Raw genomic sequence first — 24,742 nt, forward strand, 5'->3', positions numbered from 1 at the left:
AAAAAACACAAAACCCCCCCCCCCCCCACACCCCCCCCAATACTCCCCCCCCCCCCCCCCCCCCCCCCCCCCCCCCCCCCCCCCCCCCCCCCCCCAGTAGAGGCGGGAGAGGAAATGGGCATTGATGCCCGCGAAATGTCAGCGGCACCACTGCCGCCTCCTCCACTACTGCCACGGTTATTTTCAGGAGCTTGATGCAAGTAAGAGCCCGGTGGCTGCCCCTGCGGGCCGGGCTGCGCTCCTGCCGCACCGCCAATCTGCGAATACGCCATGAAACCTCCCAAAGTTCCTTGGAAAAACATGGCGGCCATCGGGGGTGCGGTCAGGATCAATGTGATGAGGATCAGCCCCATACCGCCCTGCTGCATCGCTTGGCTGCTCAAACCACCACCAGTCGCCACATCCAATCGGAAATCTCCGAAAATTTCGCCGATCCAGAATGCAACGGACAACAACCACCACACCACTGAAATATCAAAGGTATCGCCACTGGCACCGTGGAACTGCTACAATTTGAGCAATAACCTCAGCAGATCGGAGAAAGGAACACCAATAGACAGCTAACGATAGAAAACAAACTCACTAAAATAAGACCAAATAAAATACAGCCCACTACTCAGCAATAATCAAAAATCACGCTGCCAACTGTTTAAAATTTTTCGAAAATAGGTTCAGAGCAATCTGTGTACTTTATTTCGCATTCCACCAATCCATCCTTCGCGCACATTTCCTGAACACGCTGGACGGCCACCTCTTTTGTAGCCGCCGTATTCGATCTAATTTTTCGCCCTCCTTGGGCTATTCCGTACGCAATGCACTGGTTCTTATAACTAGCGAACACACTGCAATCCTTCGCACCATAGGTCGCGCAACGCTGCTGAGCTTCAGATATAGCTGTTCTCTTAGACCTTTGACCCACTGAAGCCCCCATATCGCCGCTACGGGAGACTGAAATCACTCCCCACGTTTTGATCCAGCGCCCTGTGGCCCTTGGCCCGACTGCGCCTGATGCTCCACTCGGAATTGGAGCACAACCAAGCACCCCCTGCCCTCCGACCGGATACTGCCCAGGCGGACATGGTCCTTCCGCATATGTCGCGACTGATACCAACAGCAGAAGGATAAAGAAAAACGCACGCGATATAGAAAACATGCTAAATCTCCTTCAGTTTCCAGTATTGCGAGGTGCGGCCCGGAGCCCCGTTTCCGGAGCTACCGCTGCATTATTCTGGGGTAGAATCATCCTGCTTCCGCCGTCAGCTTCACGGCGCCCTCCATCATCTGCGTGTGCCTTATTCGGCGAAGATGGCGTATAGCTACCCGGCGGACGACCATCGGCACTCGGCGTACCAGCCGCACCACCACCTATCTGCGAATACGCCATGAAACTTCCCAACGTTCCTTGGAAAAACATGGCGGCCATCGGGGGGGCGGTCAGGATCAATGTGGTGAGGATCAGCCCCATGCCGCCCTGCTGCATCGCTTGGCTGCTCAAACCACCACCAGTCGCCACATCCAACAGGTACTTGTCGACCAGTGCACTGGTCCAGAACGCGGCGGACACGCGAATGACCATGTCGAGTGCGATCGACACCATCGCGGCCAAGACCGCCATCGAGAACATCGTCCCCAGTCCATAGAAGAGCCAGCGCTGGAACAGCTGCTTGGTCTGATCGAACAGCAAACACAGGATGAAAAGCGGCCCCAAGCCGATGAAGAGCGCGATCGCCACCTCATATAGCAACAACATCGACCCGGCAGTCACCGCAGGCCCACCGGTGCCCAGACCGATGGCCAACAATGCCCGGTTCTTGTCGTCGCGCAGATTGTCATCGTCCAGCACCTTGATCGCATCGACGCTTGAGAGCGCCACCTGCATCCAAGCCAGGCTCTTGTCGATCTGTTCTTCCGGCGACTCGTTCTTGCCGGTTACAACCCAGGTGATCTCGTCTCTTACGTCCTTGGTTATAAACTGCTTCAGACTGCCGCCGAACATGGCCATGCTGGTAGCCACACTCACGATAAATGCAGCCCGCGCCATATTGGTGACAAGAACCATCATCGAGTCGCGGCTTTGCCCGGTGACGATCCGGAAGCCTTGAAGCAACACCCAGAGCGTCATCAAGGTCAGTGCGATGCCGCCTACCCAGGCCATCATATTGCCGAGCAGCTCGATGCTGAACGCATCGATGCGCTTACGCAGGTAAGTCAGGATGAATCGGAAAAACGCAAAATCCCCGATCGACTGCATGCGTATGGCATGGCCCAGCAGGTCCTGCAACCCGCCGGTTAAATCAAAGCTCTCAATCGATCGGACATTCATTCCTGTCATTCCTGATTAGTTCCATCAGACCGCTTTTCGTCGCCACTGCTGACGATGTCCCGGCTCATCCGCTGAGCTCTCAGTCGATGCTCAGCGCCGTCTTCAGTGCGGCCGTCTTGACCAGATCACCGGCCAACGACGACGGGCCTTTCATCGCCCTATGCGCAATCAGCTTCTGGTTGGCCTCCATGACCTCGATGTAGGCGTCATAGGACTTCATGCGCGCCTCGAAATTTTTGGCCGCCGCATTGATTTCGTTGGCGGTACGCAGCGAATCGTTTACGACCGCGTCCATGTCGCCACGCCTGTTGCTCAGAAGGCGCAGGCTGGCAATCCGGTCAAGACTGTTGAGGAACGACGGGGCGGTAGTAAGCATGAAATCCACCGATTCATTATATTTTCGGTTCTGCATCATGCGAATGTTCACGCAAATCTGGGTCTGCTGGCTTTTCCAGTCACCGCCGGAGCCGAACACGACTGAGCTCAACCAGCCCTTCAGATCCGCATCCTTGCCACAGGTCTCAGCGACCAGGTAGTTGGGAGCCACCGGCGTCAGCGGCGCCGCATCAGGCAATCCGAACGAATTGATGATGCCCTGTACCGTCACCAACGCCTCTTGGTATTCCCGTAATGTCTGTGCCCAATCGGTAGCCCATTGAGTGTTGTCTTTGATGTACTGGGCCGCTTGCTGGATCTGGGCACGGTAGGTATTGATCTGATTTAAAATTTGCTGCCCAAAACTAGGACCCACTTCCACAACGGCCTGTTGCGAATGGGCGGTGACAGCCCCAAGTGCCAGCGCGACCCCAAAAATCATTGCCGCTCCGCTGCGATGCGATTGAAGATTCGAATTACTCATTCCCGATCGTTTCATGGCGCTCTCCAAAACAGCGATCTTCTGATCATGGGTTTCTGAAATTCCGCAATGAATCAAATTACGGCCTCGCTCCGGAGCGACGGTGCTTTCCCTGAGCCTTTTCGCCTCTTGTAGAACTCGTCCAGCCACTGCTCGGGACTGAGGTCAGCTTTTGCCACGTTCTCCCGTTCCGCGGCATCCAGCAGGACGCGATGCATCACCTCGATGTTGTCGGTGGAGGCGGAAATAACCGAGAGGATGTCATCCATACCGCGCAGATTGAGCTGACACACACTGGCGGCATGGCCCTGTTTGACCAGAAAGCAGCGTGAGCGCTCATCCAAAGCGGTGACCACTTTGAATTCGGCTTCGGTCAGTTTCAGTCCGTCGATATAGTCCGAGCGACTGGCATTGGGATTGGGCAGCAGGATCAGCGTAGCGGTCTGCTCGATCAGCGCGGCGGCGATGTCGCTTTTGAGCGCATCTTCCGGACTCTGGGTGGCGAAGATGCCCAGCCCATTCTGTTTACGGATGGTCTTCTGCTTGTTCTTGGCGAATTCCTTCAGCCCTCCCTCGCCATCGAGGATCTTCCAGAACTCGTCCATAACGTAGATCAGCGGGCGCCCATCGATCAGCGATTCCAAGCGATGCAACAGGTAATTGATGACCGGTACACGCACTTCAGGATTGTCGATGATGTCGGTGTAGTCGAAACCGATGATGCTGGCCTTGCCCAGGTCCACGGTATCGACCGGGTTGTCGAACACCCAGCCCAGTGAGTTGCCCGATGTCCAGCGGCGCAGGCGTGCGTACAGGCCGTCATCGCCCATGTTGGGCAGGCTTTTCTGGAAGTTGGTCATGCTGCGCAGGTGCATCGGCGTGTCGAGCATGCTCGCCACCGCGCGGTAGATGTCATCTTCCTCGCGGGCGCTGTATTCGCGCTTGCCGGCCAGCACTTTGATCAGGTCGGCCAGGAACTGCACGTTGCTTTCGGTGTTCTCGCACTGGAAAGGGTTGAATCCGGTCGATGCCCCGTTCTCAAGCGCCAGATAGTTGCCGCCACAGGCGCGCACAAAGATCTCGGCGCCGCGGTCCTTGTCGAAGAAGAAGATGGTCGGCGACGGTTCGTACTTCTGCACCTGGCTGAGCAGGAAGTTGATCAGCGCCGTCTTGCCGGTGCCGGACTTGCCAATGACCATGGTGTTGGCAATGGCCTTCTCGCCGAGCGAATTCTCCGAAGGATGCGTGGCATGGAAATTGAAGTAGTACGGCTGCCCGTTGGTGGTCTGCAGCGTGGTCACGCAATCGCCCCAGGGGTTGTTGTGCGGCTTGCCGGTGGCGAAGTTGTGCAGCGGCGACAGCCCGAGGAAATTCAGCGAGCTGACGTTGGCCAAGCGGGTGCGATAGCGCCAGTTGGCGGGTAACTGTGAATAGAACGCCGAGGTGACCGCGAGGTCCTCTTTGGTTGACACGAAACCGGCATTGGACAGTTCGGCGCGGGTCGCGGCAATGTTGTGGGAAAGCTTTTCCTGGCTGTCGGCATAGACCGCGATGATGAAATGGTATTCGCCCAGCACGAAGTTGCCCGATGACAGCTGATCCATCGCCTGGTCCAACTCGATGATCTGACTTACCGCCTTGTCACCGGAGGAAATCATCATGCCCTTGGTGCGGTCCAGCACCTTGAGCGCATCCTGCCGCCCCATCGGACTGAACGAATGGGTGATGACATACTCGAAATCGAGATACTTCAGTCCATTGAGTACTCCGGGATACGTCCCATCGGCATATTCCTTGATGTTGAGAATGGCGCCGAAGTGGTTGATGCCGTGGGGCGTACTGACCACAAAATCACCTGTCTTGGCCGAGAACATGTGGCGGCTGACCGGCAGGTAGTCTTTGACCGGGGCCGACAGCACCGGCACCGGCTCGTCGATGCGATTGAGCAGGTAGCCGAAGAACTCCAGGGTTTCGGAGAATACCTGGCCGTTTTTCGCTTCATACATACCCATGCGGTACGGCGCGTAATCACGGATGACCGCCTCGACGTTGCCCGCCATTTCCAGCAGTGTGGCAACCGCCTGATCCTGTTCGGCCTGCAGCTTGACGACGTCCGAGGACTTGTCCATCAGCCGCTTGCCCGCCACCACCGGGCGGTACAGCATCGTCAGGTACAACTCGTTCTGCATGATCCGCTGCGCCGAAAGCATGTCCATGTACTGGTCGCACACTTCCTGGTTAAAACGCTGGCCGAACCGGCTTCGCGAGGTGAGCTGGCGCCGACGGCGGATGTCGTGCACCCAGAACGCCACGTTGACGAAATCGGGGGCACGCAGGGTCTGCAACAACCGGTTGAAGGTGTTGTGGCGGTGCTCCAGTTCCCAATCCTCACGGCCTACGAAGGGCAGCCCCTGCAGATGCCACGTCAGCAGAAAATCCCCGCCTGTGGTCTTTACGACCGTCGGCGCCACGTGCGACGAGAGGGGGATGAATTCACTGATGGAGGTGTCGGGGCTGAACATGAACGGCTTCCGTTGAGGTACCGCGAAAGGGGTCTACCTGCCGCACCGTGCAGGCGACGAAGGGGTCGCCTGCACGGTTTGTTACCTGTCACCGGAGGATGACGGCGGTGGTCTGTTGCGATAGTGGTTGGGCGAAAACACCCACATGCCATCGTGCTGCTGCAGATTGCGCGCCTTGAATTTGAAATGCAGGCGTAGACCAATCAGCCGGAAAATCATTTCGTCACGCTTGGCCATATGCCGCATCACAAAAATGGCGAGCGGAATCAACAGCAGCAGCCACATGTTGAAATACATGCCCAACAGCAGCAGGCCACCGGCCACCAGAAAGAAGGGGACGTACGGCACGCCCAGAAACATGGGCGGGCGCGTACACCCCCGGAACAGCACATTCTTATGCACGGTAATGCTGGACCACGTCGATCAGCATGGTGGTGGCGGCACAGGTGCCACTGCTGTCGCCCAGCAGCATCTTGGCGATCTGGCCGGCCGCGCCGATCAGTAGGCCCCCGATCAGGATCGGCGCCACATCGGCAATGCGCTTATGGGCGAAGGCAATCTGATAGCCGGCGAAGATCACCGCGATAGTCACCACGGCGATGGAGGCCAGGTTGAGCAGGCCGTTGATGTTGTTGAAGAAGCCGCAGACCTTCTTGTCAGCGCCTCCAAAATTGGTTGCCTGGGCAAATACGTCCGGCACAAAGACCACACCAGCGAAGACCATTGCCATCAGCAGGGTCTTCAGCGTGCGCTGGACGTTGGCGGAATCGAGAGAAGTACGCTTCATTGATGATTTCCTTGTCGATGGTCCAAAACAACTGAATCGGCCATACCGTGTGGCTGGCCGTGCCACAACTTCGTCAGAACACGAAGGCTGAATCCCCCACGGGAATATTGGCGGCAGGCATCGCCGTGGCCGGATCGGTCTGCGCCGGTTCCGCCTGCGATGGATTCCGCGCGCTCCACGGTCGCAACAGCACCGGAGCACCCGGCAGCTGCGCTGCTGCCGGCGGAGCGGAAGAAGGCTGTGCGATAGATACCGGCTGCTGCACCACAGGGTCCATCGCCTCCAGCACTCCCCGCGACAACGCGACATCGCCGGCGCGAGCCAGCCCGCCACGCACCATTGCGCCGGTAGACGGATACCTCTCGTAGGCGCGGTCAGGATCTGTGCCGGCGGCCTGACCATCTGCCAGCGCCGCTGCCGCTGCCGCTGATGGAGACGCAACCCGTGCACTGACCACGTCGCTCGCTTCTCCGGTACCTCGCGGATGACGGGAAATATCGCCCCGCCGCCGCTGCGACTGCCGACTGACCACATTGATCGGGGTGACTCCCACTGCCGTGGCTCCGCCACCTACGCGTTCACCGGCAATGGACGCAAACACCTTCTGCACATAGCCGTGCCGAAAGCCGGTGGTGAAATTTCCCGAGTAGTAGCAGCTGAAGGACTTGCCCCAGTCGTTGCCTGAGCGCCTGTGGCACTCGGCCAGGATGCGTGAGCCGGCCTGCAGATTGGGACAGCGCTGGAAGGCCTTTTCATAGGAATCCAGCCCGTATTTGGCCAGGTTGTAGCGATTCACCTGGGCCAGGCCGACCGAGAAGTTGTAGCCCTGTTGTTCGAGCATCCTTACGGTCGCGAGGGCCTCGTCCAACTGCCGCGGCTGGCGCGCCAACACCCCGCCAACCACGCCGATGGCATACGGGTTACGCGAGGATTCAACCTCGACCACGTGCCTCATCACATCCATCGGCACGGCCATTTCCGGACACGCCAGCATTTCCATACCCGGCAGCATCAGCGCCCCCTCCCGCTGACTACGAACTGCGCCTGGCAGTAGCGTGCGGCACGACCCGTTGCGACAACGCAGCACATCTTCTGGCAAGTCATATCGGAGCGCTCACTTCGGCCTGGGAAAATGCACGTTCAGGGTTGAAGTCGATGCCGGTGATGTAGCGGCTGCCGGCGTGGGCTTTGATATGCACGACGACGTCGATGGTCATCATCAACAAGCGCTTGATCACCGAAAACTCCAGTCCAGAGCCTTCCACCGACGCCTTGACCATCAATGCGAGCTGGTCCCAGGTCTGCTCCGGACTGCCCGCGTGGCAGCTGGTGATCGAGCCGGGATGGCCCGATGCACAGTTGCGGATGAAGTAGAACGCTTCATCGCCGCGCAATTCGGCCAGGATGATGCGTTCGGGCTTCATGCGCAGGCAGGCCTCCATACAGCTCTTGGCAGTGACATTGCTGGCACTCTGCCCGCCCTTGGAGTACAGCAGATGGACGACATTGGGCTGGCTGATGAACAGTTCGCGCGCATCCTCGATCGTCACCAGGCGCTCAGTGGCGGGAATATGGTTGACCAGCGATTTCATGAACGTGGTCTTGCCGCTGCCGGTCGCCCCTGAGACCACGATGTTCTTGCGATACAGCACGGCACGCCGGAAGAACTCGGCGTAATTGCGCGCGTGGCGCAGTTCGAGCAACTCACGATCCTGCTCGTTCAATGTCGAACCCTGGTCCAGGATCTGGTCGAAAAATCCTTCCTGCTGGTATTGCTGCAACGTCTTGGTGTGCCGGGACGGCAACCGGATGGTGATGGAAACCTTGCCGGCGTCGCAGGCCGGCGGGATCACGAACTGGGCGCGCTGGCCGGTGGGGAACGTCAATGACACCACCGGATCGGTGTCGGTGATGCGCTGTCCGGTATTGCTTTCGTTGACCACGGCGGTGCAGAACTGGCGCGCACGCTCAAAGCTCAGCGTGGGAACCTCCACACGTTGCCATCCCTCACGCGTCTCCAGATACACCTCGCCCGGACGGTTTATGCAGATTTCCGTCACCTCGGACGAAGCCATGTACTGGTCGATGCCCAAGACCTCGTACTGGTATCTGAGGAATTCACTGGAAACATCAGCAATCGGCGTCACTTCGACATCCATGATCGATCCCTGACGTCAGCGGCGCATGGGCAGCACGTCGCTGAAATCGACGTCCTTGGCCACGTAGACACTGACCACAACACCCTGGTTGATGGTGACAGTGGGTGGCCGACGCTGACTCAGCGCCTCATTGGCCAGTCGCTCCATGGTGCGTGCCGTGGCACTTTCATAAGGTGACTGGATGGCCAGGCCGCTGTTGGTGATCGTTGTCGATTCCGGGCCATGTTCGGCAGCGGCATATTTGAAGGCATCGGCAAGCAGACTGATCATCAGCGCGGAGGTGATGCGGCTGCCCCAGTGTGCGCTGTACTGGCCCGGGTGACCGGCTCCACCGAGCTGGTCAACCCCCGGACTGGACATGGCCACGTCGATACCATTGGGAGTGGTGATGCGGTCCCATACCACCGCGACACGCTCTCCGCTGGGACCACCGCCATAGGCGCCGTAGATTTTCGAGCCCTTTGGCAACAGCAGGCTGCGGCCATTGATGGAATACACCGGCTCGGTCAGGAGGCAGGAGGTGAAACCTGGCACATCGGTGATGATGCGGGTTTCAAGTACGCAGCGCAGGTACGTACCACGTACGAGCAGCGCATCCGGACTACGGAGGAAACTGGCACTGGAAACATCTTCCACGTCCGGGCCGCGACGCACTTTGGCCTCTTGTGGCGGCTGGTTGCCGGGTAGTTGCGCCAGCATCGCGCGCGTGTAGTCGTCCATCCCCGCGGACGCACCGCCGTTAGCACCCTGCCCATCGCCACTGCCCATGCCCCCGACCGATCCCATACGCCGGTCCATCAGGCTCGGGCCACTGCTGGAGTCGTGTATCGCAGACGGGGCAGCGAACATTGCCGGCGCGCGCGGCAACTCCTGCGGTGGCAACGGCGGCAACATTGGAATGGGAGCGGCCTGCACCTGCTGTTCCAACGGCGGCGCGGTCGGCAGTTCCGGCGTGGATACGCGCGCCGTCTCATTGACCTTGGCCGGCAACTGCTGATCATCCCTGGATTTGCGCAGCAGCAGGAAGCCCATGGAAATGAGCAGCACCACAATGCTGCCCAGAAAAAACAGCGCCTTGCGATTCAAGCGCTGCTCTTCGGCCGAGCGCAACTTCGGTGCGGCGGCGTCAAGATCCGGGGCTGACTCGGCGTATGCCCTACCGTAATAGGGATTGCTCGAGGTTGAATCGATGACTTCCGGTGCGCTCTCGCCGCCCTGATCGCGCGCATTGTCCGCCGCATTGCCGGGGATAGTGTGCTGGCTCATTTCTTCACGTTCCTTCGCAAGCCCACCACGCTGTCACCATGACGGATCACCAGGTAGGGATAGGTTCCGTGCACGATCAGCGCATTGCCCTCGACCGTGGTGTTGACGACAAAATCCTCGCCATGTTCGGTCTCGCGACCAAACACCGCGGGGAAAATACCGGTTTTATACTGCGGCGACACAGGCAGCCTCAGGTAGGTGAAGCGTCCATCGTCATAGGCATTGACTGGAATCAGCCAACCCATTTTCTTCGCGCCACGTGTGGAATACGCGTAATCGAAATTGTAGTGACGGTCCTTGGCCAGCTCCGCACTCACCAGCGGCTGGAGCTCTTCCTCAACAGCTTGCCGGGCCGCACTGAACTCGGTGCCGCCGGGATAGTTGAAGGTGATCTTGTACTGCACGCCGGCCCGCCGCGCCTGTTCAAGCTGGCGCCAGTCGGTCGCGACCACCTTCAATTCGAAGATGTAGGAATGGGTTTCGGTGCGCACCATCATGTTGGTGTCGACATCGATATTTTTAGGCTTCAGATAGAACACGCTCTCACGACGCGTCAGCTCCCAGCCATTGCTGAAACCGGTGCTGTAGTCGAGGATCTTCTCGTGGGGACTGAGTTCGATCTGTGTCGTCAGCCCCAATCCGGTACGGACCGGATAGATGCGGTCCTTCTCGTATTCGTACTGGTGCACCGCCTGCGCTGCAACCGGAGCACTGAACCCGGCCAACATCGGCAACAGGACCAGGATGGTCCACCAAACTCTTGCACTACTCATCGGTTGCCAACTCCCTCAGCAGTTCCGGTGGAAATTCCTTGGCCACGCGGCCGCTCCGATTGCGGTGGTGCGACGTGGCCTGGCAGCACCATCCCTGGCATGACTTGCCCGGCGGCTCCCTGGGGCATGGAGTGGCCCGGCGCGGGTTGAGCCGGCAGGGAACCCGGCTGACCCGCAGCCGGATCGATCAGGGTGGCTGCCTCGGAAGAGGTCGGATCGTAATTGGCGTGCATCGACGCCTGCAGGGATGAAGGAGCCATCGCCGCGTCATCCGGTACCGGCACACCGCGCGCGTAGTCGTTGTCAACCCGGTATTCGGTCACCTGAAAAGCGAGCGGATTCAGTACGCGGTCGTGTTCGGACAGCGCCAGATCAGTGCGATACTCAAACCGCATCGTGACCAGCTGGTTGTCGAGAAATTGCGCAACACCCGTGTTCTTGTCCAGCAGGCTACGCTGGATGCGTACCGAAGCGCCTCGGAAGCCACCATCGGGTTCGGCACCCAACGGGGTGATGCTCAGGATCTTGATCCGTATCGCCTTGTTGACGCCGTATACGTAAACCGGGTTCTGCGGATTATTGTTCGCATAGCGTTGCCGCTGCGTGGCAGCCACCGGTTCGGACGACATGGTGAACACTAGGTCCCAGTCCCGCAGTCCCATGACCGCCGAATCGAACGACTCGCGCGCCAATACATACTGGGCCACATTGCTGCGATTGATCGCTTCATGGGCGGTAATGGTTTCACCCTGGAAGGTGCCGCTCAGCCGGGCTACGGTGGCAGTGCCGGTGTAGGCATCGGCCATCACCAGGAAGGGCACTTTTTCCTTCAACGGCAGCATGTAGTAATAGCCGCCGACCAGTGCCAATGACATCAGCAACGAGACGCTCGCCACCCGCCAGGCGCGACGCTCGCTGCGTCGTGCCATATCGGCAACAGTCAACTCGTAGCTGACGGCCTTGGCCACTGCGTGATCGACCTTCTGACTGCTGCCTGCATCCTTTCTACCGAACATGGATTCATCCGTGTTGCATGGCCATCAAGAGGTATACGCTGTACGCGACGCGTGGGCACACCGGGTTCGCTGCTTGCAGTGCCGCGTCAGCTTCCGTTATGAAGCGGCCCACCCGCCGTCGACGCGACCGGTGCAGCCCCTTGGGTCGCGGTTTGCACCACGATGCTGTTACCCACGATCGAAACAGACACCCCATGCATCGCATAGGCCGCAGTGACGTCAGTCATGGCCTCGTGTGGATTGGTAGTACCGATCCTCGAGACCGCGCCATGCAAGGTGTAATCGGAGCTGAGCCGATAATCCAAGGTCATTCCCGCATCCTTGGCCCAACGCTCAAGCATGGCCTTGAGCGTGCCGTCCATTGGCGTCGCCTGGTACACATAGCTGCTGTAAAGCGGGATCTCCTGCGTCGTACTGGCGAAACGGTTCACCGGTTGCCAGCGCCCGCCAAAATCCCGGGCAGGGGTCGTGCCACAGCCCGCCAGCATCAGACCTGTCGCTGTCAGCACAAAAATATTCTGAAGAAGACGCTTCACATTCACCTCGTTACCCATTCGCCAGCGCGGATGGAAAGATCGAACTACAAGGGAAAAGGCGCGACGGATCCTTCCCAGGGAATCGCAGGGCAATCAACTTCAAGTCATCTACGGACAGCGGACCAGGGATGATTCCGGCAGGCCAAGACGGGTGTGCATACGAAAAGGTGATCTCCGTATCACGGGAAAAATATTCAACAGGCGGCATGGCCCCGGACTTCCCTGCCTCATCACTCCCCCAGAGCATCCAGCAGAACCGCACGACGGTTTTATGTCACCCGCCGTCTTGCGGTTGAACAGAATCTGCCTTCCGGGAAGATGAACGTCAATCGACTGGCGCACAGTTTCAAGATGATCACCCCAGACAAGCCGCCGACGCTGTACGCGAGCGTAGGAAAACTCCGCTTCAGAGCGTCAGTACCGGCGCAATCACCCGGGGCAATAGACGGGATGTGAAGTAGCGATCCTGGTAATAGCGGATTTTTTCGCACTTCACCGGGTTGGCAATGCCCTCATACAGAAATACCTGCGCCTCCGACCCCATGGCTTTCAGCTCCTGTGGCAGCATCAGCGCCCGGCGTTCTTCACTGATGCTATGACTGGTCTCGCGGCCTTTGGTGACGTTTTTACGGCGCACCGTGGTGTAGCCAAGCATCTCGGAGTAGTCATTGGCATCCTGCTGTTCACGCGGGGCGTACAGAATCTGCAGCGCGTGGTTGGTGATGATGGTGCGCGATACGTCCTTGCCATACGTTGCATCCAGCTGTGCCATGGACTGGATGATCGGCAGCAGACGGAGGTTGTAGCCCGCCATGTACGCCACCGCGGAAGCAATGATGTCCACACGCCCGATGGCAGTGAACTCATCCATCAACAGCAGGCACTGATACTTGAGCTCCGGATTGCTCCGGGGCAGTTCCTTGGTGTTGAGGTTGATGATCTGGCTGAAAAGCAGATTCACGATCAATCGGCTCTCAGCCAGCTTGTTGGGCTGGATGCCTATGTAGATCGTCATCTTCTTCTTGCGCAGATCCGTCAGCAGGAAGTCATCCGCACTGGTGGCCGCATCAAGAACCGGATTGATCCAGACATTGAGCGGCTCCTTGAACGTTCCCATGATCGAGGCGAATGTCTCGTCCGCCTGGGACAGCAGGTTCGAGAACGCCGAGCGCGTATTAGCACTGAGGAACGGCCGTGCCGCCAGTCCTTTCAAGTAGGGCTTGAGATCGGTACCGTCACCGGAAGACAGCCGATAGATAGCGCCGAGTGTCGGAACCCCGCTGGCGCCTGGAAAGCCGGAACGCCGCTCGTCATCGCGGTTCTCGAACAGGTACAAGGCGAACGCCATGAACGCATTGCGGGCCTGGCTGATCCAGAATTTCTGATCATCGGAGCCATCTGGATACAACATCGCCGCGATGCTCATCAGATCCGATACCCGGAACACAGGATCGGCTGAAACATAGGTCAGCGGGTTCCAGCGATGGGTGCGGCGATCCTCGGCAAACGGATTGAACAGATATACCTCCTGCCCTTGGCTTGCCCGCCAGCCACTGGTCAGATCGAAATTCTCCTGCTTGATGTCCAGCACCACCACGGACTGCTCGTAGTCCAGCAGATTGGGAACCACGATGCCAACGCCTTTTCCCGAACGCGTTGGCGCCGCCAGGATCGCAAACTGCTGCCCCGGCAGACGCACAATCCTGCCCCCGAATTTACCGACGATCAGTCCGGTGCCGCCGGATTTGAACATGCCCTGCGCGGCCAGGTCCGATGCACTGGCAAACCGTGCATCTCCATGCAGGGAGCGCTTGCGCGGACGGAGCAGCATCAGGACCGTTGCGACCCACAAGGCACCACAGACACCAAATCCGATGTAGCCGGCAAGCCTTATCCTGGCGGCGTACGGCGCCCATTGCGGCACGCTCAAGGCGTTGAGATATTGCTTGTAGGTCAGCACACCGAAATTCGCGGTATCGGCCTTGAGCAACAACAGCACGACATACCCGGACACCATGTAGCCGGCTACGCCGAACAGGACGATAGTGAAGGCCAGAGCAATCCATTTGTTCCTGGTCAAATCCCGATCTCCATTCCATAAGACCTGTCTAGATTTTTTACGATCCCGGCAACGCACAGGTCATGCGCAACACACGGTTACCGTATGTTCGGGGATACCGTGCGGTGACACGGAGGCCATCACGTTCACCAATACCACCGCCTAGACCGCAGGACGCCTCGCACGCCGGTCAAGGCGTGCTCCAGTATGGAAGGCCTGACCGCCCGGCAGACGAGATGCAGTCCACAACTCCGGAACCCGGATATGCAGGTCAAGCAGAAGACGTAAAGCACCTACCCGCGTGCCGGGACGGGGCGACGCAATGAAGGTGAAAGGCCGACGAACCGGCTTTCAAGCGCAACAGGTAATGGATGCTTGGCAGGAAACGCCGGCATACATGATGGCTGCCCAAAAGAAGAAAACAGACGTCCGGGAACCGCATGGGGACGATACGAAAGTAGAACACCCCATCCGCACGGGTACCGAGCATCCTGACCCCCAAGGTCAGAGCCCCCCCACCCCCGATCCTGACAGCCGCTCGACGAAGGAACATGGGCACCGCGGCAAAGAGCCGTATGCTGGCGATGCCGAGGAGCAATCTGCAGCCCGGCCCGCGACAACAAAAAAACCGGCACTGGGCCGGCTTTTTTCTTATCCACTGTTCCCTGCAATCCAAGGTACTTAGTGGTGGGCGGTACAGGGTTCGAACCTGTGACCCCTACCATGTCAAGGTAGTGCTCTACCGCTGAGCTAACCGCCCTTCTCAGCAACAATTTGTCGTTGCGAGGGCGCGTATCTTAACCCTGCAATCCGGGAAGGACAATAGTTTTTCCAAAAAATTTTCACATTGCCTGCGATCAGCCCAGATTGGCTTCTTTCAGACGATGGATCTTGTCGCGCACACGGGCCGCATCCTCGAACTCCAGGTCACGCGCATGCTGGTACATCTGCTGCTCCAGCTCCTTGATCCGCGCGGCCAGCGTGGCCGGCTCCATCGGCAGATAGTCGGCCTCCGGCTCGGCCACACGCCGTCCCTTGCCCTTGGCACTGGACTTGGGCGAGGACTCCTCATGCGCCCCCTCGAGGATATCCACGATGGCACGCGCCACCGATTTGGGCACGATGCCATGGGCCTCGTTGTACTCGACCTGTTTCTGCCGACGCCGGTCGGTCTCATCAATGGCCGCCTGCATCGAACGGGTGATCTTGTCCGCATACAGGATGGCCTTGCCACGTACGTTGCGCGCCGCGCGGCCAATGGTCTGGATCAACGAGCCGGTTGAACGCAGGAAGCCCTCCTTGTCCGCATCCAGAATCGCCACCAGCGATACCTCTGGCATATCCAGGCCCTCGCGCAACAGGTTGATGCCGACCAGCACGTCGAACTTGCCCAGACGCAGGTCACGGATGATCTCCACACGCTCCACCGTGTCCACATCCGAGTGCAGGTAGCGCACGCGGATGCCGTGCTCGCCCAGGTACTCGGTCAGGTTCTCCGCCATGCGCTTGGTCAGCGTGGTGACCAGCACGCGATCGCCCATCTTGATCCGCGCATTGCACTCGGACATCAGATCATCAACCTGCGTGCCCACCGGCCGGATCTCGACCGGTGGATCCACCAGCCCCGTCGGCCGAACCACCAGCTCGGTGATTTCCTCGCCGGATTCGCGCAGCTCGTACGGCCCGGGCGTGGCCGACACATAGATGCTGCGCGGCGAGCGCGCCTCCCATTCCTCGAAACGCAGGGGGCGGTTGTCCAGCGCAGACGGCAGACGGAAGCCGAACTCCACCAGCGTCTCCTTGCGCGAGCGATCACCCTTGTACATCGCTCCGATCTGCGGAATGGTCACATGCGATTCGTCGATCACCAGTAGCGCATCGGCCGGCAGGTAATCGAACAAAGTCGGCGGCGGCTCGCCCGGCGCCTTGCCGGTGAGGTGCCGCGAGTAGTTCTCGATGCCGTTGCAGTAGCCGACCTCGGCCATCATTTCCAGATCGAACTGGGTGCGCTGCGCCAACCGCTGCGCCTCCACCAGCTTGTTCTGCGCATACAGCTGCTCCAGACGCTCCTTCAACTCGACCTTGATGGTCTCGACCGCCGCCAGCACCCGCTCACGCGTGGTCGCGTAATGCGTCTTCGGATAGATCGTGTAGCGCTGCAGCTTGCGCAGACTTTCGCCGGTGAGTGGATCGAACATGCCGAGCCGCTCGATCTCGCCATCGAACAGCTCGATGCGCAACGCCTCGCTGTCCAGCTCCGCGGGAAACACATCGATCACCTCACCGCGCACACGGAAGGTGCCGCGCTGCAGCTCGTATTCGTTGCGGGTGTACTGCAGCTGGGTGAGATGCTTGATCAGATCACGCTGATCGATACGCTCGCCCGTGGACAGGATCAGCCGCAACGACAGATAGTCTTCCGGCGCGCCGAGGCCATAGATCGCCGACACGGTGGCGACCACAATCGCGTCCGGCCGCGACAGCAGAGTCTTGGTCGCCGCCAGCCGCATCTGCTCGATGTGCTCGTTGATCGAGCTGTCCTTCTCGATGAAGGTGTCCGACGACGGCACATAGGCTTCGGGCTGATAGTAGTCGTAGTAGCTGACGAAGTACTCCACCGCGTTATGCGGGAAGAACGCCTTGAACTCGCCGTACAGCTGCGCTGCCAGGGTCTTGTTGGGTGCCATCACCAGGGTCGGCCGCTGCACCTGCTGCACGACATTGGCGATGGTGTAGGTCTTGCCCGAACCGGTGACCCCCAGCAGCGTCTGCTTGGCGATCCCCGCCTCGAAGTTGGCGACGAGCTTTTCAATCGCGGCCGGCTGATCACCTGCGGGCGAGTAAGGGGAGACAAGCTGGAAACGGTCGGTCATGGCAGCTTCAACAACGGGACTTGCCGATTATAGCGAGCCACCGGATGACAACTGGCCGGGCAGCTTCCCTACCACTCGTACTGCATCTGTCTGATAACGCGCGCCCTTGTCTCGAACAACGATAGCCACTTCTCTTCATCCGGACCGGGCACAGGAGGAAGCATGGCCAGAGCACCGCGCCCCAGGCATCAGCCCCAGTACATCTGCTCCAACGGCGTCACCCTGATCGAACTTCTGGTCACCACCTCCATCATCGCCACCACCCTGGCGCTGGCTGCACCTTCGTTCAGCGAGCTGCTGAAACGACAGCGCGGCATCGCCGCCAACAACCTGTTGGTTGCGCACCTGAACCTGGCAAGGAGTCGGGCAGTCACCCATCGCTCGATCGTTGCGACCTGCCCTTCCACCAATGGAAGCACCTGCCACACCACGCCTGACTGGACAGCGGGCTGGCTGGTGTTCATGGACTCCGATGGCAACAGAAGACCGGACCACCCAAGTCACATAGTTGCTACCGAGACAAGAAGCCCGGACAACGACATCCGTATCACCTCGTCGGCCGGCCGCAACCAGGCCCGCTATCTTCCCGACGGGAGGAGCGCCGGCAGCAATCTCACCATCACAACCTGCATCGACAACCGCCAGTCGATCCAGATCATCATCAACAATACGGGCCGCATACGGCTCGCCAGATCCAGTTCGCCTGCACCTTGCACCTGACCACGATCATCGCGCGTGAAATTCACCCTTGCGCCCAAGTGCGCACATCAATACAATGTGCGCCTCGCCCGAATAGCTCAGCCGGTTAGAGCACTTGACTGTTAATCAGGGGGTCGTTGGTTCGAGTCCAACTTCGGGCGCCAGATAAAAAAAAACCTGCCTCACGGCAGGTTTTTTTTATGCCCGTTCCCAGAGAAATCAAGAAGGCCGGCCCACACCTGCGGGCCGGCCTGTTGATCAGAAACACTTGCTCACGTTGCTGCCTGCACTTCCAGTGACGCTTCGCACTCCGGCCTGATTGATGCTGAGCGTCTCGCACAAGGTGTCTTTTGAAGCTTGCGTGCCCGTTGGCGTAGCAGTAAGCGTATAGCTGGTAGCCGCGATAGCCGGCGCCTGGATCACATAATGGTCCGACACTTCCTGTATACAAGCGGTGTTGGGCAACACCGCCCCGGTGTAAGACATGTTGGTCGTGTAATGGCGCTCCATGAACTGCGCCATTTCCATCAGGCATGTCGCCCCTGCTACACGCCGGGCTTTCACCATATGTTGCGTATAACTGGGAAGGGCGATGGCGGCAAGAATGCCCAGCACCGCCACCACGACCATCAGCTCGATCAACGTAAACCCTTTTTCCCTGCGCATCTTCACACTCTCCCTCATTGCGCCACGATCTCACGCCAACTGATGCGGCTCGGCCGCCCACCAGTCGGAGGATTGATACCCGAGCTCGACGTACCGCTGCTCAGGTCACTGGGTCCTTGGCCGGTACCCACCGTTGCCAACGAGCTGGTCACATTGACCTCGGTCGGCATGCCGCCACTGATACCTACCGAACCAATCACGCCAGGGTTGCCATCCTTGTCCTTCAGACCCGTCTGATCGGTGAAATAGCCTCCCGACTTGGGACTGGTGCCGGTGAAAAGATTCAGCGCATTTACAAACCCACTACCCGCTGCGCCCGAGCAATCGGCTCCCGTTGCCGGAATCACAGACGCCAGATACATCGCCGATCCGTATACCGTGGGCGCTGAGGTCACGCGCTCAGGTACTGGCAGGTCGATATACCAGCCCTGCTTGCTGGACGGAAGCACAGAGTAGTTCTCGAACCCGCGGGCATCCTCGCCCTTGGCTGTTTTTCCAGAAAACGGAATCGTGCGTGCCTCAAGCTGGCTGCGCGCAGCAATAGTCGCACCGGTGTCGATGATCCCGTAAATGCTCTGGGTCTGGGAAGTAATACCGGGAGCGGGTACATCGCCGTTGGAAATGAATTTGCCGGTGCCAAATCCCACGAACACCTGCCCGGACGTATCGCGACCAACGGCAAGACCTCCGGTGATCGGCTGCGGGTTGCCCCCTGCGTCCTTGGCTTGGAACAGCTTCACAGCCGCACCCGGGTTGGTGCCCTCGAAATCCCAGCGCCAGACATTGCCCTTCAGATCCCCGCCGTATACGACATCGATCAAGCCGTCGCCGTTGAAATCCGCCATGCCCGTGGACATCAGCCCGTTTCCGGTACCAGCGTCGGCAATAAGTGTGTGCTTCCGGGTAACCGCGCCGTTGGCAGCCAACTCGTAGGCATACAACGTAGCGGAGCCATTCGGGCTATCGATACCATTCGGCACCAGCGCGTATGTCTTTCCCCCATTTCCTTTACGGATGCGCACCGCACCAAACACATAGCCCATATCCCTGTCCGGATCGGCTCCGGACGCGGGAGTCTGGAACGTGTCATCCCACAGAACATTCGAGGCACCCATGGAGGCGGGATTGGTGACATTCAGCGCGAATACACCTCGCCCACCACGCCCCAAAGCACCAACGAGGATGTTCCGCCCACTTCCCTGGTTGACGCGACTGATCACATCCATCTGGCCGTCAACGAAATAGCGGTGTTCGTAGGAAGGAGCACTCAGGCCAGCCATGGCCTCAAAATCCAATCCTTTCGGAACATAGGAGAACAGCACCTTCCCATCCGTGGCCCGGATACCGTGCAGCATGCCGTCATTGGCCCCTACGTAAACGGTATTGGTATCCTCAACATAGCTGGGCGAGGAGTCGACGATATCGCCAAGCGGATATGCGCGCTTGCGCAATACTCCACCCACGCGCCCCTCCTCCCTGCTCTGGTCGCCGCGCAGATAATCGATATTGTCAGCTGCGGAAACCGCATCCGCAGTGCCGCTACGGGCGAAAACGCCAGCAGAGGGCATACTGCTCGTGAACTGCTGGGCAGTACCGCCAAAGCTGGTCAAGACCGTCCGGTCTGCGAAGCCGCTATTCACCCCCCCTGCGCCGAACGTCTTGGACAACGCCCAAAGCGGCGTATCTGACACCCCGGTGAGAGCGGCATTGAATGGGCTTGCAATCAAGTCACCAATCCAGCTTACCGAAGTAAATCCCGCGACGAACGTCAAGGTGGATGACTCCGTTTTGGTCGAGCTAGATGCGATGTTCGATCCAGATGCACTACGCGAGTCGATCGCACTGAGCGCGGCAGTCAACGCTGCCGCGAACTTATCTGTATCTGTAGCAACAACAAAACTGCCGTGACCGTTCAGACTGGCATGCCAAAGATCGTCGATACGGGCTGCACCGGAATTGGTAATCGGATTTGGCCACCTACCCGCCGCCGGCGGTTCCTGATTGGGATCCAACGTACCCTGCAAGCCGATCGAAATGCCAAAGGTGACCATATGCTGCCAAGTCGCCGGATCAGCACCCGTCGGCCTTACATTATCTCCAAGATCCGCCCGCAGATCCTTTTTCCAGAATTCATAGGCGACGTCGGCCAATGTATCGGCGACCGCATCGCCATGCTTGCTTCCCAGATCCGAATTCCCAACCGCGGGACTATAACCGCCGGCAGAATCCGCCTGGTTCCAATAGCCATCGGTGGTCAGCAGGGCGTAATTCTGGCGGCAACTCAACATGTTTCCACTACTGTCCTTCCACGGCGCATCTGTCTGGAAGTAGCGTCCGGCACGCTGCAAAGCACCATGAAGTGGCGTATTGCCACTCGCGGTAGCCGCTTGCAGGCTGTCGTAGAAATTACTGCGATTAGCGCTCTCGAACAGCCCATCGTTGGTGGCTGTGGGAATTGGAAACGCGGGCACACTGCCCCTTACAGAAACAGTATTCCCATTACGCCTGTTCCAGATGGTGTCGAACCCGACACGATAATTTTTCCCAAGACGCCCGAATGCCTCAGAGGCCCCCGCCTTGGCCATCTTGTTCCGCGACCGATGATAGTGGTACCAGTTGGCAAAATTCTGCAGCTCATCAGCCTGTGCCCGAGGCGGAAGCACATTGCCATCTTTATCTTTCACGGTACGTGCGGGGGTGGCGTCCTCCCACTCCCTATAGACAGAGGCCGAGTAGCTTATGTTTGAAATATTACTATTCGAAGCGTTTCGGATCTGCAGATAAATCCACGATCTCGAAGAGACGTTGACAGACAAGCTCTTAGTATTGTTGTTGCTAGTATCGCTATTCAGCTGCGAGTTGTTAGCGCAACTACTATTTGAAAAAACATAAAGATCCGCATTCCTACTTCCCGACACCTGAAGAGTCACAGTATCCACACCATCGACAGGAATCGCGAAACAGGCGGAACTCCCTCTATTTGCGAGCGAAACCGTACCACTCAAGATCACGTCCGTCCGCGAGACCTGCTTCTGAACCACACCGCCGTTGTAGCTGTTGGCAGAAGAAGAACTCGCGATCCGATATTTATCGTAATTCGACGAATTAGTCCCTGGATTGGAAACCCCCGCCTTGGGTATGTAGAAATACGATTCCGCCTGATCGCGAAGATCAAAACCGCCGTTGCTTACGGACGTTGTTGAACTTGAAACGGAACGGAAGTTTGCATTACCAAACCGATCATCCAAATCAACACTCGCCTTCCGCCACGGCTTGTAATCCCGATCAGGATTGTAGTAAAGCGTGTTGTTTATATAGGACCTGTCTCGCACGAGATCACTCAAAGAGTAGCGATCGGTGGGCATATGAACCGCCTCCATCGACCCAGAATCGTCAAGGATCAGCATGATATTCGGCGGTATGGCTTCACCGCCGGTCAGCAGCGGATACTGGGGAAAGGACGTCGGCGCCGCCTGCGCGGATGCTGCGGCAACCATCGACATAGCCATTGCGGCGATAGCCGTCCGGACGCGGGCGGCGAGAATATTTTCTTGGCAATTATTGGATTTCATAGCACGCCCCGATCAGCGACGATACATCGATTGGACAACGACCTCGCCGCCATTGGGCGTGGCTGCGTAAGCTGTAATTCGGTAGACGCTCTGTTCCGCAGTGGTGATACAGGGCTTGGAAACATCAATGCAGTCTGACGCACCGCCCCCGTTCACCGACGTTCCGAAATCTTCGATCACAAAGCGTGGAGTGAGTCCGGCACTTCCACTGCCCACTGGCGTTCCCTCCTGGAACTGGCCGCCGTCTTCCCAAAAACCCGCTTCTGCCCAAGCCGGTTCCGCATCAGGCATGGGCATGGCACAACGCCCGGCCGCGCACCCGGAAGACGGGAAAGTGACATTGCCATCACGCACAACGATCTCCGCCTGCCTCAGCCCCGCTTCCGCCACCTGGAAGGCTCGACTCCGGGCGACAGTATTGGCGGCCATGCGTTCCTGCATGATCGCACCGCGCATCGAAGCCAGACCTAGCAGGGTGATAATCACCAGCAGCATCAACACCACCATCAGGGCGGCGCCCGACTGGGCAGACGCACTCACACCCATATTCCGGCTCGGACTCACTGGATATCCTCCTGGTGATTACGCAGGACGATGAAATCCTCCATTGTGCGGGTGATAACATTTCCATCCACGCCTTGAACGTCCCGCGCAGCCATCGCTCCCTGCTCTGCCTGGAAGGCGAGCGTTAGATGTACAGACGTCACTCGTGCCCAAGCATTTGCCGCCGTGACTGCGGCGGCGTCCGAATATCCCGCTGCCGCACCAATTTTGTATCCGATCGTCATATTAGTGACTCCTTCGGCGATTTCGCTTCTCGCCCCTTGAGCCGTTCGATACAGTGAACGCCCACCTCTTCCGTTGTTCTCGACCGTCCATCGCGCCTCATAGGGCGCGACCACAAAGGCCGGCGAACGCCCGATGCCACGCGGACAATTGGTCACATCCGCGGCGGTCGGCGTACTCGCGATGCGGAAGCAATAACCCGGGCCGGACTCAGCCAAGGTGCAGCGGCTTGCATCCGGCGCTGGTGTCAGGCCTGCACCGCAATTGGCACCCGCGGCGTGCTCGATATTGGAACCGGAGATTGCTGTTGCAGAGAAGGCGATCGCCTCATCCGCGTTACACACCATCAATGCCTGCCCAGCGGACAGCCCCGCAACGGAATGGACAGACAGCGCATTGACCGGCCGGGCGTGCTCCTGCACACGGTACTGCTGCCCATTTGCAAGATACACGGCAACGAAATCCTGGCCACCTGCGGTTCCCCCGGAGATTCCGTTGACCACGCCGTTCCAGAAATTCAGATCAGGCGCGGCAATCTGCATCGTCAACGGCTTTGTCGCATTGAAGCGCGCACATGGATTCATTCCCGCCTCGCGCAAATCGCGCGCGATCATTTCAAAAGCGGCTCGCTGGTTTTCCTGGATGCGATTTACCGCCTCGGTCGAGCCATACACCCGCCGGTTTGACAGGAAAATACTTCCCGCTGCCGCAACCACCAGCAAACCCAGCAGCAAGGCCACCATCAGCTCAATCAGCGTGAAGCCGCGGGCTCTCGAGTAATTGATACGTTTCATAGCTGGCTGGTGACCTCGATTCGCTCAGGATCGTCTGTACTACCACCGGTGCCGCGCTCGTCGTTCCACTGGATGCCTACCGAGCAGACCATGCGTCCCGCGTCGCAGATCACCCGCCCCTGTGCATCAGGAGCGACAGTTGACTGCAGGCCATCCAGCCAGCCATCCAGCGTGCCAGCCTGCCCGCTGCCGTCGCCCGCGACGTAGATATTCGTGTTGTAGATGGACAGGTTCGTACGATCCGCGCGAATGATGTCCATCATCGAGTAGATCTGGACTGCCGCCTGGGTCCTGCTTGCCGAACTGCCGGTGTTCTTGAGCGTGATCGCCTGCAGCGCGGCCACTCCCAGCACGCCGATCGCCAGCACCAGTACCGCCACCATCACCTCAATCATGCCAATGCCCAGTTGCGCATTGAGCGACGATGAAATTTTCCTTCTGCTAGTCATGACTCATATATCTCCTGGTGCCCGGCACCCAGCCCCCGCGGCGCGCTTAGCTGAAGCAACACGCACCATGCTGGCAGACACATCAAATGAATTCTCATTTGGAAGGCTCGGTGCACATACAGCGACCGTCCCACTGGTCCGCCCCCCCACCTGCACGAACCCGGCCGGCGTGAAGGAGATTCGCGCATTTCCCGCAGTCACATTCGGGCTCACTGTCACCGTCAATGCCGGGTTGACTTCGGCAGATCGCACAACCGTGGACACGCCATTTTTTGTTGCCAGCACCAGCCAGCGGTTCCCGCTGGCACCGGAGCAGGTCTGCCCATCAGAAGTGGCACAGAACGTCGTGGTCGCCCGGCGGGCAATCGCCTCTGAACGTGCCGCCTGTATCGTGGCCACCATTTCATTGCCGCCCGCCACCAGACGATTGTGGCTGATCATCCGCCCGAAACTGGGAGTGGCGATCGCGGCCACGATGGCCAAGACAGCAACCGTTACCATCAATTCGACCAGGGTGAACCCCTCGACCCGGCACCTCCCGATCGCGCCGCCACACTTCCGCAGCCTGGAATCGGCCATGCATACGCTCCCCATATTCACTAAGCT

22 protein-coding genes and 2 tRNA genes are annotated in these 24,742 nt (G+C 59.0%); 3 read left to right on the forward strand and 21 right to left on the reverse strand.

The features are described from left to right. Window positions 1-649: 649 nt before the first annotated feature. The 13 genes from ACVOMC_RS13205 to ACVOMC_RS13265 all read right to left on the reverse strand — a co-directional run bounded on the left by ACVOMC_RS13205 (window position 650) and on the right by ACVOMC_RS13265 (window position 14,318). On the reverse strand, window positions 650-1,153 hold the full coding sequence (locus tag ACVOMC_RS13205) for a DUF4189 domain-containing protein (protein ID WP_089153116.1): 504 nt from the start codon (window positions 1,151-1,153) through the stop codon (window positions 650-652). 12 nt (window positions 1,154-1,165) lie between these two features. Then, a complete protein-coding gene (locus ACVOMC_RS13210; RefSeq protein ID WP_481524317.1) occupies window positions 1,166-2,323 on the reverse strand; it encodes a TrbL/VirB6 family protein in 1,158 nt (385 codons plus the stop codon). 79 nt (window positions 2,324-2,402) lie between these two features. Next, on the reverse strand, window positions 2,403-3,182 hold the full coding sequence (locus ACVOMC_RS13215) for a hypothetical protein (protein WP_481524318.1): 780 nt from the start codon (window positions 3,180-3,182) through the stop codon (window positions 2,403-2,405). Window positions 3,183-3,253: 71 nt separating this feature from the next. Beyond that, the gene (locus ACVOMC_RS13220; protein WP_481524319.1) at window positions 3,254-5,701 is read right to left on the reverse strand and encodes a VirB4 family type IV secretion/conjugal transfer ATPase; all 2,448 of its coding nucleotides are present in this window, start codon (window positions 5,699-5,701) and stop codon (window positions 3,254-3,256) included. Between the two features lie 81 nt (window positions 5,702-5,782). Continuing rightward, window positions 5,783-6,103, reverse strand: coding sequence for a VirB3 family type IV secretion system protein (locus ACVOMC_RS13225; RefSeq protein ID WP_083468347.1), 321 nt, complete (start codon window positions 6,101-6,103; stop codon window positions 5,783-5,785). Then, window positions 6,096-6,488 carry a TrbC/VirB2 family protein gene (locus ACVOMC_RS13230; protein ID WP_054656787.1) on the reverse strand — a complete coding sequence of 131 codons (393 nt, stop codon included), beginning with the start codon at window positions 6,486-6,488 and terminating at the stop codon, window positions 6,096-6,098. Before ACVOMC_RS13230 ends, ACVOMC_RS13225 begins: the two co-directional genes overlap by 8 nt. Before the next feature lie 73 nt (window positions 6,489-6,561). After that, complete coding sequence (locus ACVOMC_RS13235) at window positions 6,562-7,500, reverse strand: lytic transglycosylase domain-containing protein (protein WP_054656786.1); 939 nt, start codon at window positions 7,498-7,500, stop codon at window positions 6,562-6,564. A gap of 88 nt (window positions 7,501-7,588) precedes the next feature. Continuing rightward, complete coding sequence (gene virB11 / locus ACVOMC_RS13240; RefSeq protein WP_054656785.1) at window positions 7,589-8,647, reverse strand: P-type DNA transfer ATPase VirB11; 1,059 nt, start codon at window positions 8,645-8,647, stop codon at window positions 7,589-7,591. Between the two features lie 15 nt (window positions 8,648-8,662). Next, entirely contained in the window at window positions 8,663-9,913 is a 1,251-nt protein-coding gene (locus ACVOMC_RS13245; RefSeq protein WP_054656784.1) for a TrbI/VirB10 family protein, read from the reverse strand. Continuing rightward, complete coding sequence (locus tag ACVOMC_RS13250; RefSeq protein ID WP_481524320.1) at window positions 9,910-10,686, reverse strand: TrbG/VirB9 family P-type conjugative transfer protein; 777 nt, start codon at window positions 10,684-10,686, stop codon at window positions 9,910-9,912. Before ACVOMC_RS13250 ends, ACVOMC_RS13245 begins: the two co-directional genes overlap by 4 nt. Beyond that, window positions 10,683-11,702 carry a VirB8 family type IV secretion system protein gene (locus ACVOMC_RS13255; protein WP_054656782.1) on the reverse strand — a complete coding sequence of 340 codons (1,020 nt, stop codon included), beginning with the start codon at window positions 11,700-11,702 and terminating at the stop codon, window positions 10,683-10,685. Before ACVOMC_RS13255 ends, ACVOMC_RS13250 begins: the two co-directional genes overlap by 4 nt. 86 nt (window positions 11,703-11,788) lie before the next feature. After that, a complete protein-coding gene (locus tag ACVOMC_RS13260) occupies window positions 11,789-12,190 on the reverse strand; it encodes a TcpQ domain-containing protein (RefSeq protein WP_481524413.1) in 402 nt (133 codons plus the stop codon). A gap of 454 nt (window positions 12,191-12,644) precedes the next feature. After that, the gene (locus tag ACVOMC_RS13265) at window positions 12,645-14,318 is read right to left on the reverse strand and encodes a type IV secretory system conjugative DNA transfer family protein (RefSeq protein ID WP_481524321.1); all 1,674 of its coding nucleotides are present in this window, start codon (window positions 14,316-14,318) and stop codon (window positions 12,645-12,647) included. Window positions 14,319-14,619: 301 nt separating this feature from the next. Here ACVOMC_RS13265 and ACVOMC_RS13270 point away from each other — a divergent pair, with 301 nt between their 5' ends. Next, complete coding sequence (locus ACVOMC_RS13270; protein ID WP_481524322.1) at window positions 14,620-14,982, forward strand: hypothetical protein; 363 nt, start codon at window positions 14,620-14,622, stop codon at window positions 14,980-14,982. Here the strand turns inward: ACVOMC_RS13270 and ACVOMC_RS13275 are convergent. Both ACVOMC_RS13275 and uvrB read right to left on the reverse strand, forming a co-directional pair. Further along, window positions 14,983-15,057: transfer RNA gene (locus ACVOMC_RS13275), tRNA-Val, on the reverse strand. 97 nt (window positions 15,058-15,154) lie between these two features. Further along, complete coding sequence (uvrB, locus tag ACVOMC_RS13280; protein ID WP_481524323.1) at window positions 15,155-17,170, reverse strand: excinuclease ABC subunit UvrB; 2,016 nt, start codon at window positions 17,168-17,170, stop codon at window positions 15,155-15,157. 162 nt (window positions 17,171-17,332) lie between these two features. Here uvrB and ACVOMC_RS13285 point away from each other — a divergent pair, with 162 nt between their 5' ends. Further along, window positions 17,333-17,890, forward strand: coding sequence for a GspH/FimT family pseudopilin (locus tag ACVOMC_RS13285; protein ID WP_481524324.1), 558 nt, complete (start codon window positions 17,333-17,335; stop codon window positions 17,888-17,890). Between the two features lie 66 nt (window positions 17,891-17,956). Next, window positions 17,957-18,033: transfer RNA gene (locus ACVOMC_RS13290), tRNA-Asn, on the forward strand. A 94-nt stretch (window positions 18,034-18,127) separates the two neighbouring features. Here ACVOMC_RS13290 and ACVOMC_RS13295 read toward each other — a convergent pair. From ACVOMC_RS13295 to ACVOMC_RS13320, 6 genes are read right to left on the reverse strand one after another with little or no spacing between them, the layout of a single operon-like run. After that, window positions 18,128-18,535, reverse strand: coding sequence for a type IV pilin protein (locus ACVOMC_RS13295; RefSeq protein WP_481524414.1), 408 nt, complete (start codon window positions 18,533-18,535; stop codon window positions 18,128-18,130). Window positions 18,536-18,549: 14 nt separating this feature from the next. Further along, complete coding sequence (locus ACVOMC_RS13300) at window positions 18,550-22,107, reverse strand: pilus assembly protein (RefSeq protein WP_481524325.1); 3,558 nt, start codon at window positions 22,105-22,107, stop codon at window positions 18,550-18,552. A gap of 12 nt (window positions 22,108-22,119) precedes the next feature. Then, a complete protein-coding gene (locus ACVOMC_RS13305) occupies window positions 22,120-22,647 on the reverse strand; it encodes a pilus assembly PilX family protein (RefSeq protein ID WP_481524326.1) in 528 nt (175 codons plus the stop codon). 20 nt (window positions 22,648-22,667) lie between these two features. Further along, on the reverse strand, window positions 22,668-23,687 hold the full coding sequence (locus ACVOMC_RS13310) for a PilW family protein (RefSeq protein ID WP_481524327.1): 1,020 nt from the start codon (window positions 23,685-23,687) through the stop codon (window positions 22,668-22,670). Beyond that, window positions 23,684-24,136, reverse strand: coding sequence for a type IV pilus modification protein PilV (gene pilV, locus ACVOMC_RS13315; protein ID WP_481524328.1), 453 nt, complete (start codon window positions 24,134-24,136; stop codon window positions 23,684-23,686). The genes ACVOMC_RS13310 and pilV overlap by 4 nt, the downstream gene beginning before the upstream one ends. Before the next feature lie 3 nt (window positions 24,137-24,139). Further along, window positions 24,140-24,730 carry a GspH/FimT family pseudopilin gene (locus ACVOMC_RS13320; RefSeq protein WP_481524415.1) on the reverse strand — a complete coding sequence of 197 codons (591 nt, stop codon included), beginning with the start codon at window positions 24,728-24,730 and terminating at the stop codon, window positions 24,140-24,142. Window positions 24,731-24,742: the final 12 nt, after the last annotated feature.

This window comes from Stenotrophomonas sp. STEN014, assembly GCF_056760315.1.

Excerpts from the sequence above, each read along its gene's own strand:
- ACVOMC_RS13205 (WP_089153116.1), bottom strand. The coding sequence starts at position 1,153 with ATGTTTTCTATATCGCGTGCGTTTTTCTTTATCCTTCTGCTGTTGGTA.
- ACVOMC_RS13210 (WP_481524317.1), bottom strand. The coding sequence starts at position 2,323 with ATGAATGTCCGATCGATTGAGAGCTTTGATTTAACCGGCGGGTTGCAG.
- ACVOMC_RS13215 (WP_481524318.1), bottom strand. The coding sequence starts at position 3,182 with ATGAGTAATTCGAATCTTCAATCGCATCGCAGCGGAGCGGCAATGATT.
- ACVOMC_RS13220 (WP_481524319.1), bottom strand. The coding sequence starts at position 5,701 with ATGTTCAGCCCCGACACCTCCATCAGTGAATTCATCCCCCTCTCGTCG.
- ACVOMC_RS13230 (WP_054656787.1), bottom strand. The coding sequence starts at position 6,488 with ATGAAGCGTACTTCTCTCGATTCCGCCAACGTCCAGCGCACGCTGAAG.
- ACVOMC_RS13235 (WP_054656786.1), bottom strand. The coding sequence starts at position 7,500 with ATGCTGCCGGGTATGGAAATGCTGGCGTGTCCGGAAATGGCCGTGCCG.
- virB11 (WP_054656785.1), bottom strand. The coding sequence starts at position 8,647 with ATGGATGTCGAAGTGACGCCGATTGCTGATGTTTCCAGTGAATTCCTC.
- ACVOMC_RS13245 (WP_054656784.1), bottom strand. The coding sequence starts at position 9,913 with ATGAGCCAGCACACTATCCCCGGCAATGCGGCGGACAATGCGCGCGAT.
- ACVOMC_RS13250 (WP_481524320.1), bottom strand. The coding sequence starts at position 10,686 with ATGAGTAGTGCAAGAGTTTGGTGGACCATCCTGGTCCTGTTGCCGATG.
- ACVOMC_RS13255 (WP_054656782.1), bottom strand. The coding sequence starts at position 11,702 with ATGTTCGGTAGAAAGGATGCAGGCAGCAGTCAGAAGGTCGATCACGCA.
- ACVOMC_RS13260 (WP_481524413.1), bottom strand. The coding sequence starts at position 12,190 with ATGCTGGCGGGCTGTGGCACGACCCCTGCCCGGGATTTTGGCGGGCGC.
- ACVOMC_RS13270 (WP_481524322.1), top strand. The coding sequence starts at position 14,620 with ATGAAGGTGAAAGGCCGACGAACCGGCTTTCAAGCGCAACAGGTAATG.
- uvrB (WP_481524323.1), bottom strand. The coding sequence starts at position 17,170 with ATGACCGACCGTTTCCAGCTTGTCTCCCCTTACTCGCCCGCAGGTGAT.
- ACVOMC_RS13285 (WP_481524324.1), top strand. The coding sequence starts at position 17,333 with ATGGCCAGAGCACCGCGCCCCAGGCATCAGCCCCAGTACATCTGCTCC.
- ACVOMC_RS13295 (WP_481524414.1), bottom strand. The coding sequence starts at position 18,535 with ATGCGCAGGGAAAAAGGGTTTACGTTGATCGAGCTGATGGTCGTGGTG.
- ACVOMC_RS13300 (WP_481524325.1), bottom strand. The coding sequence starts at position 22,107 with ATGAAATCCAATAATTGCCAAGAAAATATTCTCGCCGCCCGCGTCCGG.
- ACVOMC_RS13310 (WP_481524327.1), bottom strand. The coding sequence starts at position 23,687 with ATGAAACGTATCAATTACTCGAGAGCCCGCGGCTTCACGCTGATTGAG.
- pilV (WP_481524328.1), bottom strand. The coding sequence starts at position 24,136 with ATGACTAGCAGAAGGAAAATTTCATCGTCGCTCAATGCGCAACTGGGC.
- ACVOMC_RS13320 (WP_481524415.1), bottom strand. The coding sequence starts at position 24,730 with ATGGGGAGCGTATGCATGGCCGATTCCAGGCTGCGGAAGTGTGGCGGC.